Here is a 14428-nt window from a genome sequence, read left to right as displayed (position 1 = left end):
ATTAGCTCTTAGTGATCCGACTATTGGCCCAGGGGTTAAAGGCGGGTTCTTCCGGTTCGCGTGTTTCCTCATCGTTCAGGGAATCGAGGTACAGGGCCTCAACCTCCGCGCGCGCCCACGGCGTGCGGCGCAGGAATTTCAGGCTCGACTTCACGCTTGGGTCTTTTCTGAAGCAGTTAATTTTGATTCGGTCGCCCAACTCGCTCCAGCCATATCGCGCCACCAGGGCGTTGACCTGCATTTCGAGCGTTACGCCATGTAAAGGATCTTTAGAACCAGGAGTACTCATAGGCGTCAGGTTGTCTCATTGTTAGTGGGGATGAACGATGAGAGGGTACAAGAAAGCGGGAAAGGGGGCAATTCAAGCATGAGATCCTTCACCACAGAAAAGGGTGAAGGATCGGGTTTTCGCCGTTCGCGTTATTTTTTAAACAGTTCCGGTGCCCACGGCGTTGGGTCCACGTCCATAAACGGCGCGCGTTCAAAGCGGGACTTCAGCGCCCACGGCACGGTGCAGTCGAAGATCGTTTTACAGCTGATGCCGTTGCCGCGAATCGAATGGCTGTAGTCCGATGCCTGGGACGGGTCCAGCTGGTGGCCGCGGATCCCCGGCAGATTGGTGATGCTGACATCCCCCTGCATTCGGGTGGTCATCGCCCAGAGAATGTCGTCGCTGTCGAAGATATCCACGTCTTCGTCGACAAGGATGATATTTTTAAGCTCCGAATAGGTGGCAAGGGCGATCAGCGCGGCCTGGCCCTGACGTCCTTCGTCGGAAGGCTGACGTTTTTTCACCTGCAAAATACCGAGGAATTTACCGCCGCCCGCGGTATGGGCATAGACGTTTTGCAGAAAACCGGGGATCGCTTCTTCAACCGCGTTGCGGATGCTGGCCTCCGTGGGTAAACCGGCCAGAGTGGTGTGCTCTTCGCCCGGCCCGACCAGCGTCTGCAGGATGGCGTGATTGCGCATCGTCACGGCTTTGACCTTGATAACGGGCAGGGAGGGATTCGCTTCGCCGCAGTAGCCGGGGAATTCCGGCATCGCGTGTCCGGTATTGGTGTGCTGATCTTCCCGGACGCGCACGCCCGGCAGCAGTTCGCCTTCAATGATGATTTCCGCACGGGCAATGGCTTTTTCCTGCACCGCCACGCCTTGTACCAGCTCAACCGGTTTCTGGCGTAATGCGCCCGCCACGCCTAACTCGTTGTAGCCAAACGGCGTGGTAGGTGCCTCAAAGCAGGCACCGATATAAATAGCCGGGTCCAGCCCCATATTGATGGTCACCGGCAGCGGTTTTCCCGCCTCTTCGGCTTTCTTACGGAACACTTCGATATGGCGACCGGCGGCAAGGAACATGGAAAGCTCGTCGCGCTCCTGCACGCAGAGGCGGTGAATGGTGACGTCGGTCAGCGAAGCGTCTTCCGGATCGCTCGCCAGCACCAGGCCAAGGCAGAAAAACGGGCCTGCATCTATCGGGGTGTTGGTCGGGGCGGGCAGAAGCTTACGCAGGTCAAAATCAGGATCGTCGGCGTAAAATACCTGTTCCTGACAGGGGGCCTGCGTGCCCGGAACGACGACCGGCGCGATCGGCGCTTTTACCGCCTGGCCCACGTGCTTTGCCAGTTCGGAGGGTTCGCAGCCCAGCAGCAGCGCCGCGCGCTCCCGGCTGGCATGCATCCCCACCAGGATGCGTGAGCCAGGGTAGCCCTTCACGCTGTTAAACATCATGGCCGGCCCGGTGCGGGTAGGCCGTTTTACCGTACCGCCTGCGCCGATGTGGCGATAGACGCCCGCCAGCTCGGCGTTGGGATCGACCGGGTGATGAGTTTCAATATACTGCCCTTCGTGTTGCTGCAGCAGGTCGATGGCGCTTCTGAGATCGTTGATTGGGTTTTCCATAGTTTTCTCCCTCGGATGAATGCCACCATTGTTATTCGAACGAGGGATACCATCAATTGCATCATTAATGCTATTTTGATATGAAAATTAATATCATTTTCGGAGGCCCGCTATGCAGTTTCGACTGATGCGCAATTTCATCGCTGTCGCTGAGGAACTCCACATGCACCGGGCGGCAGAGCGCCTGAACATGGCGCAGCCCGCGCTGAGCCAGCAGATTAAAACCCTGGAAGAACGCCTGGGCGTGACGTTATTCAGCCGGGCGAACCGGCGCCTGACGCTGACGCCGGCCGGGGAAGCGTTCCTGAATAAATCCAGAGTCGCCATCGCCATGACGGAGCAGGCGATCCTTGACGCCCGACAAACGGCGAGAGGCGAGCAGGGGTTATTAAATCTGGGATGCGTATCGAGCGCGATGTTCGACAGCAGGCTGCCTGCGGTCCTGCGCGAGCTGCACGCTAAGTGGCCAGCTATCAACATTTCCCTGATGACGGGGAACGTGCAAAACCTGTATGCCGCCGTGCAGAGCAACCAGCTGGATGTCGCCATCATCCGCGCACCGCTCCCGCTGCTTCCCGACGATCTGCAAAGCCGCCCCTTTACCACCGAGAAAACGGTGCTGGCGCTGCCGCGTCAACATTCGCTCGCCGGTTCCGCCGCGCTGACGCTCGCATCCGTGAAGGACGAAAAGTGGATTTCCCTGCGCGATCCCGAGGGCATGGGTCTGGAGCAATACTTTTATGACGTCTGCAGCGGCGCAGGGTTCCAGCCTCACGTCGTGCAAAACGCCACCGATGTGCCTACTGTGATTAGCCTTGTCGCCGCGGGGTTTGGTATCGCCTTGCTGCCCGCCTCGGCGCGGGCGGTGAGTTTAGAAAATGTGGTCTATGCGGATATCATCGACCGCCTCAAGGAGAGCGAGCTGACGCTGGTGTGCCACCGCGTCATTCGCTCGGAGGTGTTAAAGCGGTTTCTGCATACGCTTGAAGGCTAGCGCCCCGCGTATTTTTATTTGGCATCGCGGTTGGTATAGGTCACCGGGACCCAGGCGTAGCCGCTACGTTCGCCCTTCATCACGTAGCCAATGCCCGGAAACGGCAGGTGCGGTGCCGCAATCAAATCTCTGTTTTCCACAAAATCCGCAAAGGCATGATTGCGCACGCGCGCCGCGCCGTCCTGGTCTTGATCGTAGACGATAGTGATATTGGGCTGCGGGAACTGCACTGCCGCGACGTGGATAATATCGCCAACAAAGGTCACCTTTTCACCTTTGCTCTCCAGCGTGTAAAACGCCGAACCCGGCGTGTGTCCGGGGTGAACCGTGCCGGTAATGCCAGGCAGCAGCGCCTCGGTGCCGGAGAACGACTGAACTTTACCGGCATCAAGGTACGGCTTCAGGGTTTTGCGCGCGACGTCGAAGAAATTCTGGCTGTAGCCGGTTTTTTTCTGGTTTTCTTCGTTAAAGAAAAAGTCGATATCCGGTTTGCCGACGAACACCCGTGCGTTGGTGAAGACACGCTGTCCGTCTTTCACCAGGCCCCCAGCGTGGTCGGAGTGGGCGTGGGTCAGCAGGATGTCGGTGATATCCTCCGGCTTGATGCCCTGCGTCGCCAGGCTTTCCATCAGCCGCCCGCCGTTGCCTGGGCCAAAGAGCTGGCCGGACCCGGTGTCCACCAGAACTTTGTGGCCGGGTAAGGCGAAGTAGTAGACGTTAATAGAGGCTTCAACGGGATTGGTCTGGGCGTTTTTCGCCAGCAGCGCGTCGGTGTTTTGCTCGCTCGTGCGGCGCAGTAGTTTGTGAAGGTCCTGCGCCACGCTGCCGTCGGTAAACGACGTCACAATGACGCTTCCTACCTGAACGTTGTAGCCGCCCGCCTGCTGCTTCACAACGTGCTGTGGCGTATTGGCCGCCGCATGCATGACAGGGTAAAAAAGCAGTGAACCGGTTAACAGCGTTGATAGCGCGAATTTTTTAACGGTGAACATGATGGGCTCCTCGATCGTTACTCCATCATAGTTCAAACAGAGTGTTTCAGGAGGCGTGACCTGCCCCTAAAATGAACAGGTCACAGGAGACATTAGAGAACGCCGGTACCGCCGTCGGAGCACCACACCTGGCCGGAGGCGTAGGAACAGGTATCCGAAGCAAACAGCACGTACAGCGGGGCGATTTCAACCGGCTGGCCCGGTCTGCCCAGCGGCGTGTCTTCGCCAAACTGCTGAACCTTCGACTGCGGCTGACCGCCGCTCGACTGCAGCGGCGTCCAGTACGGACCGGGCGCTACCGCGTTAACCCGGATGCCGCGCGGCCCAAGCTGCTTGGCAAGCGATTTGGTAAACGCCACGTTGCAGGCTTTGGTCTGCGCGTAGTCCACCAGAATTTCGCTGGGTTTGAAGGCCTGAACGGAGGAGGTATTGATGATAACGGCGCCTTCCTTCAGATGGCGCAGCGCGGCCTTGGTGATCCAGAAGGGCGCGTATACGTTGGTCTTGAACGTGGCGTCAAAATCGGCGGTGGTAAGATTGTCGATGGATTCGCAATACTGCTGGCGACCCGCGTTATTGACCAGAATATCCAGCCCTCCAAGCTCCGCAACGGCTTTTTCTACCAGCGTGTCACAAAACGACTCAACGCGAATGTCGCCGGGAATGGCAACGGCCTTGCGGCCTTCGGCCTGGATCAGCGCAATTACGGCTGCCGCGTCAGACTCTTCCTCCGGCAGGTAGCCAATCGCGACGTCGGCACCTTCTCGCGCATAGGCGATGGCAACCGCGCGGCCAATCCCGGAATCTCCGCCGGTGATCAGCGCTTTTTTGCCGGCCAGCTTTCCTGAACCGATATAACTTGTTTCACCATGATCCGGTAACGGTTTCATTTCCGATGCCAGCCCGGGTGCCAGCTGCGGTTGTTCCGCAAAAGGCGGACGAGGGTAATGCAGCGTGTGGTTATTTCCTGTAGACATACCGGCCTCCTTAATAGTGAATTTCAAGATTAGCCGCAAATTAAGCGCTGGTTTGCAAAATTCACAAATTCAGATAAATCTCTGTTTCTTGTTCAGGCATAAATATCTGCGTCACGTCAGCATGTAATACCAGAACAGCGCGACCTCATCTTTTTCCGGTAATGCATTGTAGAGATAACGATCGTATCCCCCCAGGGTAAAGCCATAATGACGGTAGAACAGGCACGCCGAAACGTTCACGTTTTGCGTTTCAAGCCTGAGCCCGGGGGCATTCACGCTGCGCGCCCAGACGTGCGCTGCAGCCATGAGCTTATGCGCCGCTCCCGTTCTGCGTTTGCCGCGCTCTACGGCGATGTAATCAACGGAAATAAATTTATTCCAGCCCAGGGATGCGGTAATAAACCCTACGATATCGCCCTCATCCGTTTCGGCGACAAGAAATATCGCATCCGGGTTGACGCAATGATTTTCCAGCGTCTGGAGATCGAGCTCATACGTTTTTAGATAAGGCTCATTAAGCGCCTCGATATGCAGGTCACAATGGATAAAAGGCTCTCTGGCAATTTGATTCACCGTAAAAGAAAAATCACAACATTCAATGCGGGGGAGGTCCGTACTTAATCCTTTTCGAATCTGCATGGTATTCCTTATGTCAGCGTAATAAATAAAGAATAGACGAAGCGGCAAATAATGGTGGCGTAACGCACTTTAGTTCCTGGTCTAAGCTTGTACTTCATGCTGCGTAAAATGTGGGTCAGTTGAGGACGATGAATGGAATTCAGAACGTTTAAAAAGCAGTGGGGCGCTGAGTTTATTTCCAGTGACGTTGTGCGTTTTCGCGTCTGGGCGGAAGGGCAAAAAGATCTCACGCTGCGTCTGTCGGATAACGATATTCCGATGATGGCGACCGGCAACGGCTGGTTTCAGGTAGACGTGCCCGGTCTTGCGCACGGCGTGGAATATCAGTACGTATTGCAGGACGGAATGGCCATTCCCGATCCCGCTTCCCGCGCGCAAAAAGGCGACGTCAACGGTCCTTCCCTGGCGATCGATCCTGGCCGATACCTGCACGCTAACCGTGGCTGGAAAGGGCGGGCGTGGGAAGAGACCGTCGTTTACGAACTGCACATCGGCACCTTCACGCCTGAGGGAACCTTCAGCGCGGCCATTGCGAAGCTGCCCTATCTGGCCGAGCTCGGTATTACCCAGCTTGAAGTAATGCCCGTCTCCCAGTTTGGCGGCGCGCGCGGCTGGGGATATGACGGCGTGCTGCTGTACGCCCCGCATTCGGCCTACGGTACGCCGGAGGATTTCCACGCCTTTATCGATGCCGCGCACGGGCTGGGAATTGCCGTGGTGCTGGATATTGTGCTTAACCACTTCGGGCCGGAGGGGAATTATTTACCCTTGCTGTCGCCCGCGTTTTTCGACGAGGAGCGCACGACGCCCTGGGGCAGCGGCATCGCCTACGAGAAACCTGCGGTCAGATCCTATATCACCGACGTTCCCCTGTACTGGCTGACGGAATACCATCTTGATGGCCTGCGGTTTGATGCCATCGACCAGATAAAAGATCCCTCGCCAAAGCATATTCTGGTTGAGATCGCCGAGCGGATCCGCGAAACCCTTCCGGATCGCCATATTCACCTCACCACGGAAGACAGTCGCAACGTGATTTTCCTGCACCCGCGCGACGAGCGGGGCGATGCGCCGCTGTTCACCGCCGAGTGGAACGATGACTTTCACAACGCGGCCCACGCGTTTGCGACGGGTGAATCGCACGCCTATTACCAGGATTTTGCGCTTGAGCCGGAAAAGAAATTTGCCCGGGCGCTCACCGAGGGGTTTGTCTATCAGGGCGAGGTTTCGCCCCAGACCGGGGAGCCGCGCGGCGTAGCGTGTCTTGCCCAGCCGCCCCAGTTTTTTGTCGATTTTATCCAGAACCACGATCAGACAGGCAATCGCGCGCAGGGCGAGCGGCTTATCACCCTGGCCGGGCCGGATAAAACGCGCGTGCTGCTCGCCGCGCTGCTGCTTTCCCCGCATATCCCGCTGCTGTTCATGGGGGAAGAGTATGGCGAAACTCATCCCTTCCTGTTCTTTACCGATTTTCACGGCGATCTGGCTAAGGCCGTGCGCGAAGGGCGCGCAAAAGAGTTCACGGGACACGCCGGACACGATGAGTCCGTGCCGGACCCGAATGACGTGCATACCTTTGTTCGCTCGCGGATCGACTGGAATAAGATCGCAACCGATGATGGAAAAACCTGGCTTCGGCTAACGCGAAACCTGCTTACGCTGCGACACCGCCATATCGTGCCCTTGCTTCGCCAGGGGGCACGCGCTGAGGGGCAGGTTCTCCAGACGTCTTCCGGCATGGTGGCCGTGCGCTGGCGCTTCCCCGGCGGGACGCTGTCGCTGGCGCTGAACATCGGCAAGGAGGCGGTAGATAAGCCCGCTTTGGCCGGTAAACCGCTTTTTGCCTGGCCGGAGCCGAGCGGGCATTTGCCTCCGAACAGTATCGTCGTGCATTTTGCTGATGGAGAAGCATCGATATGATCCCTTCCGCTACGTACCGCATTCAGTTTCGCAACGGCATGACCTTTGACCGGGTGGTTGGGCTTATCCCGTACCTGAAGGATTTGGGCATTAGCCACCTTTACGCTTCGCCCGTCTTCACGGCAGCATCAGGTTCTACGCACGGCTATGACGTGACCAACCCTAACGAGATAGACCCTGAGATTGGCGGACGGGAAGGCTTCGATCGCATGGCCGCCGCCCTTAAACGGGCAGGCATGGGGCTGATACTAGACATTGTGCCAAACCATATGTCGACCTCGCTGGAAAACCGCTGGTGGCGAGACGTTATTCAGCATGGCCAGCAGAGCCGCTATGCGCGCTATTTTGATATCGACTGGTCGCGTCCGCTTACGCTGCCTTTCCTCGGCGACACCTTTGAGGCGGAGCTGGAGAAAGGGGCTATTACGCTAAAGCGTGACAGTGTCACCGGTGAGGTCTCTCTGGCCTATTATGATAATGACTATCCGCTCAATCCCGGCACCTTTTCGGAGGATAAGCGCATTGCCGATATCCACGAGGCGCAAAGCTGGCGGCTGATGTCCTGGCGGGAAGCGCCTAAAAATCTATCCTGGCGTCGCTTCTTTGAGATCACCGGCCTGGTCGGCGTCAGGGTGGAGGACGAGGCGGTATTTGACGATACGCACCGCCTGATCCTTGAGCTGGTTCACGGCGGCGGCGTCGACGGACTGCGCATTGACCATATCGACGGCCTGGCGGATCCGCTGGGCTATCTTCAGCGCCTGCGCCAGGAGACGGGTCCGGAGTGCTATATCACGGTGGAAAAAATTCTCGCGAAGGGAGAACAGCTTCCGGCGGAATGGCCGGTATCGGGCACCACCGGGTATGAATTTATCGCCTCGCTTGCGGAAGTGCTGGTGGACGATAGCAGCCTTGAGCGGCTTGAGGCGATCCATAACGAGACGTTGGGTGTAGCAGTAGACAGGCACGCTGAACTGCGCGATGCCAAAGGATTGATGACCGATCGCAATTTTGAGGGGGAGTTCACCACGCTGCTTACCCTCGCGACCGCGCTGGCCGAACGCAACGGCGTTGAGCTGCAGCGCGACGACGTACGCCACGCGCTGCGCGAGCTGCTCATCGCGTTTCCGGTTTATCGCACCTACGGCACGGCGGAGGGACTAACGCCGCCTGACGTTGCGCTGCTGAATCGGGTGATTGCCAGCGTGAACGCCTCTGAAGCCGCGCTGAGCCTGATCGTGCGTATCCTCACCGGCGACCTGCCCGTAAGCGATCGCGATACGGCAGCCCTGTTCAGAACCCGCTTCCAGCAGCTAACCGGCCCGTTAATGGCAAAATCCGTGGAGGACACGCTGTTCTTCCGCCACAACCTTGAGCTTGCCCTTAACGAAGTGGGTGCCGACCCCACGCCGCGCGCGTTTTCGCTATCGCGGTTTCATCAGGAGATGCGCATCCGGCTCGCGCGACAGCCTGACGCGCTGCTCGGCACGTCGACGCACGACACCAAGCGCGGCGAGGATGCCAGGGCGCGTCTGTATACGCTCACCGAGGCCCCCGAACGGTGGGGGGCAAACCTGGCGCGCTGGCGGCAGATGAACCAGACGCAGGTGCGTTTTCTCAATGACGGTACCGCACCGAACGCCGCCGATACGTGGATGATCTATCAGGCGCTGGCCGGGGTCTGGCCTGCAACCCTCTCCCCGGACGACTGGGAAGGGCTCACGTTGCTTGAAGCGCGTTTCCTCGGCTTTATCGAAAAAGCGCTGCGCGAGGCCAAGCAGCGTACCGACTGGATCGACAGCAACGAGGGCTACGAGAGCGTGGTGATGGACTATGTCCGGCACCTGCTTTCACCGGACAACACGCTGTTCCTGCATGATTTTAGTGAGTCTTTACAGCCCTTTATTCGCGCCGGGCTGATGAACAGCCTGAGCCAGACGGTAATCAAGCTCACCGCGCCCGGCGTGCCGGACATCTACCAGGGCAGCGAAGCGCTGAATTTCAGCCTGGTCGACCCGGATAACCGTCTGGAGCCGGACTTTCCTGCGCTGGTCGAAAACCTCAGCAACGCCGATCCCGGCGTGTTTAGCGATGAACAGCGCTGGCGCGACGGCAGCGTAAAGCAGTATGTCACCGCTACGCTGCTACGGCTCCGGCCGCATTACCCCGAACTTTTCCGCTATGGCGACTGGCTGCCGCTGAAGGTTTCCGGCGAGCGCGAGGAAAACCTGATTGTCTACGCCCGCGTGCAGGGCGACGAGGCGCTTATCGTTGCCGTTCCGCGACTGGTCTTTGACGTCTCGGCCAATGAAAAGCTGTGGGCCAATACCCTCGTCACAGTTCCGCAGGAGCTGGTTGGGAAACGCTATCGGGACGTGTTTAGCGGTGAAAGCCGAATTCTGCAGGAGACGCTGGATTTAACCTCAGAAAAGGGATGTGTGCTGGTTCTGCTTACCTGCGAATAATCGTGGAGAATAACAATGGATAACAGGTTTGAAATTCGGGCCGGTCACGGCCAGCAGTTAGGGGCGAATTACGACGGGAAAGGGGTCAACTTTGCGCTGTTTTCCGCGCACGCGGAGCGGGTGGAGCTGTGCCTGTTCGATCCGTCCGGGAGCACGGAAATCGCCCGCCTTGAGCTGCCGGAATATACCCATGAAGTCTGGCACGGCTACGTGCCCGATCTGAAGCCCGGCGCCCTATATGGATACCGCGTCTACGGCCCATACGATCCGGAAAACGGACACCGCTTTAATCCGCATAAGCTGCTTATCGATCCCTACGCGCGTGAACTGGCAGGCGACCTGAACTGGAACGAAGCCCATTTTGGCTACGAGCTGGGGCACGACGAACTCGATTTGAGCTTTGACGCGCGCGACAGCGCGGCTTTTACGCCGAAATGCAGGGTTATCGATCCCAATGCGTTCGACTGGCAGGATAGCAACCGGCCCAGCGTGCCCTGGCCGAATACCGTCGTGTATGAAAGTCACGTTAAAGGGTTTACCCAGATGAATCCGGCGATCCCCTCCGGGCTGCGCGGTACGTTCGAAGGCATGGGGCATAAAGCCTCGGTCGATTACCTCAAAAGCCTCGGCGTTACCTCGGTTGAGCTGCTTCCCGTGCACTGGTTCCCGGATGACCAGCATCTGCTCGATCGCGGTCTGAAAAACTTCTGGGGATATAACACGCTCGGCTTCTTTGCCCCAGCGTCGCGCTATTACGGCCCGGCGGGCATCCAGGGATTCCGCGATATGGTGCGCGCGTATCATGACGCGGGCATCGAGGTGATCCTCGACGTGGTCTATAACCACACGGCGGAAGGTAACGAGCTGGGCCCTACGCTCTCGTTCAAGGGCATTGATAACTACAGCTACTACCGCACGCTGCCGGACCAGCATCGGTACTACATTAACGACACCGGGACGGGAAATACGGTCAACACCTCGCACCCGCGCGTGCTGCAGATGGTGATGGACTCCCTGCGCTACTGGGCCGAATCCATGCACATTGACGGCTTCCGCTTTGATCTGGGAACGATATTGGGACGCGAACCCGAAGGCTTCGATCCGCGCGGCGGCTTTTTCGATGCCGTGACGCAGGACCCGGTGTTATCGAAGCTGAAGCTTATCGGCGAGCCCTGGGATATCGGCCCCGGCGGCTATCAGGTGGGCGGCTTCCCGCCGGGCTGGGGCGAGTGGAACGATAAATACCGCGACACCGTGCGCGAATACTGGAAGGGCGATAATGTCTCTAACGACTTTGCCGCACGCCTGCTCGGCTCCGGTGATTTGTACGATCTGCGCGGACGTCGCCCCTGGGCCAGCGTCAACTTTATTACCGCCCACGATGGCTTCACGCTAAATGACCTGGTGTCGTACAACGAGAAGCATAACGCCGACAACGGGGAGGACAATAACGACGGGCATAACGATAACCGGTCGTACAACTACGGTGAAGAAGGCCCGACGGACAATCCGGATATCCTTGCGACGCGCGAGCGGCAGAAGCGCAATTTCCTGGCTACGCTGCTGTTTTCTCACGGCACGCCGATGCTGCTGGCGGGCGACGAGTTTGGCCGCACGCAGAAGGGCAATAACAACGGTTACTGTCAGGACAGCGAGATCTCGTGGATCGACTGGAAAGGGCTATCCGAAAACGATGTCGCGCTGCGCGACTTCACCCGCCGTCTCATTGCCCTGCGCGCAGCACAGCCGTTACTACGCCGTGAGAGCTGGCGCGACGGGCTGGAGATCCGCTGGTTTAATGCGGGCGGCGGGCCGCAGCAGTCAGAGCAGTGGGACGAAGGCTCGACGCTGGGCGTATCCATCAGCCGGCCCGACCTCGTTCAGGAGGAAGGCGTCTGGCACGATATGCTGATGTTGTTCAATCCGTTTGAAGGCCCGGTTCCGTTCCAGATCCCGCAGTTTGGCGAAGGCGGCTGGGTGCTTGAACTGTCTACGGCTGAAGATACTGCAGGCGGAACGGTTATCACCCAGGCCGTGGATTACGAGCTGGCCGGACGCAGTATCTCGCTTTTCAGACGCCCCTAACTCACAGCGATGCCGCCGCCCGCGCGGCGGTATCGTACAGGGAGGAGATCGTGCGCAGCAGCTGCGCGGTTTCCCCGATAGACGTTCCTGAAATCCCGCTTTCCCCATGGATGTTGATCAGACAGGTTTCCCGCACGTCGCGGTATTTCATGCACAGCGCTTTTCCCTCATCCGTTGTGGAGAAAAAGAGCTCTTTCCCCGCTTTTTCACTGGTCACGTAGCCCGCCTTAACCAGCTTTTTCAGGGCATACGTCACCACGTGGGTATCCTCCACGTTTAGCACGAAGCAGATATCCGCCAGCTTTTTCTTGCGGTTGCGGTGATTCACGTGGTGCAGCAGAGAAACGTCAAACGCCCCCATATCCGGCTCGCCCGCCGCCGTCATGCAGCGCACCATCCACTTATTGAAAGCGTTGCTGGTCATGATCAGCGCGTATTCCAGTTCCGATAGCTCCGCGCAGCGCTCGGATACCAGGTGACGGGACGAGACAATACGGCCATCCGAAATATCGTCGTGGTTTGAGGCAACACTCTTTTTTGCGGTCATAACGTTCCTTAGCCAGAAATGTAAACTCATCGATAAAATAAGAACATTTTATTGATAAATTGTTTACATGTTTTTGCGGTTCAGATATAGCTTTTTAGCGCAGGTTTTGTGGAGCCTGACGCAAAACACAACATCGCACGCCGCAAATTAAAAAAATAGCCGACGGCGCGCAACGCTCACTTTGGATAGGGTAAACGTTTATGGACGGTTCTACGCTGTTGCCGCTGATCGGGATTCCGATCGTGGTTATTGGTTTTGCACTGCGCTTCAACCCGCTGCTGGTTGTGGTGGTGGCGGGGCTGGCGACGGGTCTGCTGGTCGGTATGGATTTCGGGATGCTGCTGGAGACGTTTGGCGAGAAGTTTGTGAATAGCCGATCGCTGGCCACCTTCATCCTGATCCTGCCGGTCATTGGCCTGCTGGAATACTACGGGCTTAAGGAACGCGCTCAGGCCTGGGTGGCGAAGATCGCCAGCGCTACCTCGGCGCGTATTCTGATGCTCTACTTCGTGGCGCGTGAGGGGACGGCGGCGCTGGGGCTGATGTCCCTGGGGGGCCACGCCCAGACCGTGCGTCCGCTGCTGGCACCGATGGCCGAAGGGGCGGCGCTGAACGAATATGGCGAGCTGCCGCAGCATATTCGCGACAAAATTAAAGCCCATGCCGCCGCGTGCGACAATATCGCGGTCTTCTTCGGGGAGGATATCTTTATCGCCTTCGGCGCGGTGCTGCTGATCGACGCCTTCCTGAAGGAGAACGGGATCGAGGGGATCGAGCCGCTGCACATCGGCCTGTGGGCCATTCCGACCGCCATTGCGGCATTGATTATTCATATGACGCGCCTGCTGCGTCTGGATGCCAGCATCCGCCGCGACGTGATGGCCTGGAAAGCCGCGCAGGGAACGCAGGAGGCCGCGCAATGATGACCTTAATCACCATTAACCGCGTTTACTACTTGATCGGCTTTGTCGTGATGCTGCTGGTGGTCATGACCCTGCGCGATCGCGCCAATCCTAAACGCTTTACCACCGCGCTGTTCTGGTTCCTGTTCGGCGGGATCTTCCTCTTTGGCGACCTGATGGTGCAGGAGCTGGGAAAATCGCTGGCTTATCGCATCATCGGCGGCGCGGTTATCGTTATTGCGCTGCTGGCGGGCTTTGGGCTGGTCGGGAAAGGACACTATAAAATGTCCACCGAGGAGGAGCGCGTCGCCTCGTCGGAACGGCTGAAAAACTGGCTGTTCTTACCGGCGCTGATGATCCCCGTGGTGACGGTGATCGGCACGTTGTTCCTGAAGGGCGTGTCGATTGGCGGCGTTTATTTGCTCGACCAGAAGCAGCTCACCCTGGCCGCGCTCTGCGTTGCCTGTGTCGCGGCTATTCTGACCGGCTGGTGGCTGACGAAGGGTACGCCGCTTCACGCCGTGCGTCAGTCCCGTCGACTGGTGGATACCATCGGCTGGGCGGTGATCCTGCCGCAGATGCTCGCCATGCTGGGCGGGGTGTTTGTGGTCGCCAATACCGGCGATTCCGTGCAAAAGGTGGTAAGCCTGTTTGTGAACCCGGATAGCCGCTTCATGCTGGTGGTGATCTACTGCGTGGGGATGGCGCTGTTTACCATGATCATGGGTAACGCGTTTGCGGCCTTCCCGGTTTTAAGCGCCGGCATTGCGCTGCCGTTCCTGATTAACGTCCACCACGGTAATCCCGCGCCGCTGCTGGCAATTGGCATGTACGCAGGCTACTGCGGCACGCTGATGACGCCGATGGCCGCGAACTTCAATATCGTTCCCGCCGCGCTGCTGGAGCTGAAGGACAAATATCAGGTGATCAAAATCCAGATCCCGACCGCGTTGACCCTGCTAGTGGTGAACGTGTTCTTAATGTATTTCCTCGTGTTTCGCTAAG

Annotated in this window: 12 protein-coding genes; 6 read left to right on the top strand and 6 right to left on the bottom strand. The window is 58.2% G+C overall.

The window, feature by feature from the left end:
* Position 1 precedes the first annotated feature (1 nt).
* Both VPX56_RS11785 and VPX56_RS11780 read right to left on the bottom strand, forming a co-directional pair.
* Entirely contained in the window at positions 2 to 289 is a 288-nt protein-coding gene (locus VPX56_RS11785; protein WP_326466425.1) for a VF530 family protein, read from the bottom strand.
* Positions 290 to 420: 131 nt separating this feature from the next.
* A complete protein-coding gene (locus VPX56_RS11780) occupies positions 421 to 1902 on the bottom strand; it encodes a UbiD family decarboxylase (protein ID WP_326466423.1) in 1482 nt (493 codons plus the stop codon).
* 112 nt (positions 1903 to 2014) lie between these two features.
* Between VPX56_RS11780 and VPX56_RS11775 the strand changes: the two genes are divergently transcribed.
* Complete coding sequence (locus tag VPX56_RS11775) at positions 2015 to 2896, top strand: LysR substrate-binding domain-containing protein (protein ID WP_326466421.1); 882 nt, start codon at positions 2015 to 2017, stop codon at positions 2894 to 2896.
* 14 nt (positions 2897 to 2910) lie between these two features.
* Here the strand turns inward: VPX56_RS11775 and VPX56_RS11770 are convergent, their stop codons facing one another.
* The 3 genes from VPX56_RS11770 to VPX56_RS11760 all read right to left on the bottom strand — a co-directional run bounded on the left by VPX56_RS11770 (position 2911) and on the right by VPX56_RS11760 (position 5504).
* Positions 2911 to 3888: an MBL fold metallo-hydrolase gene (locus VPX56_RS11770; RefSeq protein ID WP_326466419.1), complete on the bottom strand. Its 978-nt coding sequence runs from the start codon at positions 3886 to 3888 to the stop codon at positions 2911 to 2913.
* A gap of 92 nt (positions 3889 to 3980) precedes the next feature.
* Positions 3981 to 4865: an SDR family oxidoreductase gene (locus VPX56_RS11765; RefSeq protein ID WP_131632614.1), complete on the bottom strand. Its 885-nt coding sequence runs from the start codon at positions 4863 to 4865 to the stop codon at positions 3981 to 3983.
* A gap of 111 nt (positions 4866 to 4976) precedes the next feature.
* On the bottom strand, positions 4977 to 5504 hold the full coding sequence (locus VPX56_RS11760; protein WP_326466415.1) for a GNAT family N-acetyltransferase: 528 nt from the start codon (positions 5502 to 5504) through the stop codon (positions 4977 to 4979).
* Positions 5505 to 5636: 132 nt separating this feature from the next.
* On the opposite strand from VPX56_RS11760, the gene treZ reads away from it, so the two are divergent.
* Genes treZ through glgX form a run of 3 tightly spaced genes read left to right on the top strand, consistent with a single transcriptional unit; the run spans position 5637 to position 11974 of the window.
* Complete coding sequence (treZ, locus tag VPX56_RS11755) at positions 5637 to 7424, top strand: malto-oligosyltrehalose trehalohydrolase (RefSeq protein WP_326466413.1); 1788 nt, start codon at positions 5637 to 5639, stop codon at positions 7422 to 7424.
* Complete coding sequence (treY, locus tag VPX56_RS11750) at positions 7421 to 9889, top strand: malto-oligosyltrehalose synthase (RefSeq protein WP_326466411.1); 2469 nt, start codon at positions 7421 to 7423, stop codon at positions 9887 to 9889. Before treZ ends, treY begins: the two co-directional genes overlap by 4 nt.
* 15 nt (positions 9890 to 9904) lie before the next feature.
* A complete protein-coding gene (glgX, locus tag VPX56_RS11745; RefSeq protein ID WP_407655042.1) occupies positions 9905 to 11974 on the top strand; it encodes a glycogen debranching protein GlgX in 2070 nt (689 codons plus the stop codon).
* Position 11975: 1 nt separating this feature from the next.
* Here glgX and VPX56_RS11740 read toward each other — a convergent pair whose 3' ends face one another.
* Positions 11976 to 12521 carry a winged helix DNA-binding protein gene (locus VPX56_RS11740; RefSeq protein ID WP_131632619.1) on the bottom strand — a complete coding sequence of 182 codons (546 nt, stop codon included), beginning with the start codon at positions 12519 to 12521 and terminating at the stop codon, positions 11976 to 11978.
* A 200-nt stretch (positions 12522 to 12721) separates the two neighbouring features.
* Between VPX56_RS11740 and VPX56_RS11735 the strand changes: the two genes are divergently transcribed.
* On the top strand, positions 12722 to 13444 hold the full coding sequence (locus tag VPX56_RS11735) for a DUF969 domain-containing protein (protein WP_131632620.1): 723 nt from the start codon (positions 12722 to 12724) through the stop codon (positions 13442 to 13444).
* Positions 13441 to 14427, top strand: coding sequence for a DUF979 domain-containing protein (locus VPX56_RS11730; RefSeq protein WP_131632621.1), 987 nt, complete (start codon positions 13441 to 13443; stop codon positions 14425 to 14427). Before VPX56_RS11735 ends, VPX56_RS11730 begins: the two co-directional genes overlap by 4 nt.
* Position 14428: the final 1 nt, after the last annotated feature.

Origin of the sequence: Enterobacter wuhouensis (assembly GCF_035835995.1) — a bacterium.
Lineage (GTDB): Bacteria > Pseudomonadota > Gammaproteobacteria > Enterobacterales > Enterobacteriaceae > Enterobacter > Enterobacter wuhouensis.
The sequence above is the reverse complement of the archived record's forward strand: the minus strand, read 5'-3'. Positions and strand labels throughout refer to the sequence as shown.

Excerpts from the sequence above, each read along its gene's own strand:
- treY (WP_326466411.1), top strand. The coding sequence starts at position 7,421 with ATGATCCCTTCCGCTACGTACCGCATTCAGTTTCGCAACGGCATGACC.
- VPX56_RS11770 (WP_326466419.1), bottom strand. The coding sequence starts at position 3,888 with ATGTTCACCGTTAAAAAATTCGCGCTATCAACGCTGTTAACCGGTTCA.
- VPX56_RS11765 (WP_131632614.1), bottom strand. The coding sequence starts at position 4,865 with ATGTCTACAGGAAATAACCACACGCTGCATTACCCTCGTCCGCCTTTT.
- VPX56_RS11785 (WP_326466425.1), bottom strand. The coding sequence starts at position 289 with ATGAGTACTCCTGGTTCTAAAGATCCTTTACATGGCGTAACGCTCGAA.
- VPX56_RS11780 (WP_326466423.1), bottom strand. The coding sequence starts at position 1,902 with ATGGAAAACCCAATCAACGATCTCAGAAGCGCCATCGACCTGCTGCAG.
- VPX56_RS11740 (WP_131632619.1), bottom strand. The coding sequence starts at position 12,521 with ATGACCGCAAAAAAGAGTGTTGCCTCAAACCACGACGATATTTCGGAT.
- VPX56_RS11760 (WP_326466415.1), bottom strand. The coding sequence starts at position 5,504 with ATGCAGATTCGAAAAGGATTAAGTACGGACCTCCCCCGCATTGAATGT.
- VPX56_RS11735 (WP_131632620.1), top strand. The coding sequence starts at position 12,722 with ATGGACGGTTCTACGCTGTTGCCGCTGATCGGGATTCCGATCGTGGTT.
- glgX (WP_407655042.1), top strand. The coding sequence starts at position 9,905 with ATGGATAACAGGTTTGAAATTCGGGCCGGTCACGGCCAGCAGTTAGGG.
- VPX56_RS11775 (WP_326466421.1), top strand. The coding sequence starts at position 2,015 with ATGCAGTTTCGACTGATGCGCAATTTCATCGCTGTCGCTGAGGAACTC.
- treZ (WP_326466413.1), top strand. The coding sequence starts at position 5,637 with ATGGAATTCAGAACGTTTAAAAAGCAGTGGGGCGCTGAGTTTATTTCC.
- VPX56_RS11730 (WP_131632621.1), top strand. The coding sequence starts at position 13,441 with ATGATGACCTTAATCACCATTAACCGCGTTTACTACTTGATCGGCTTT.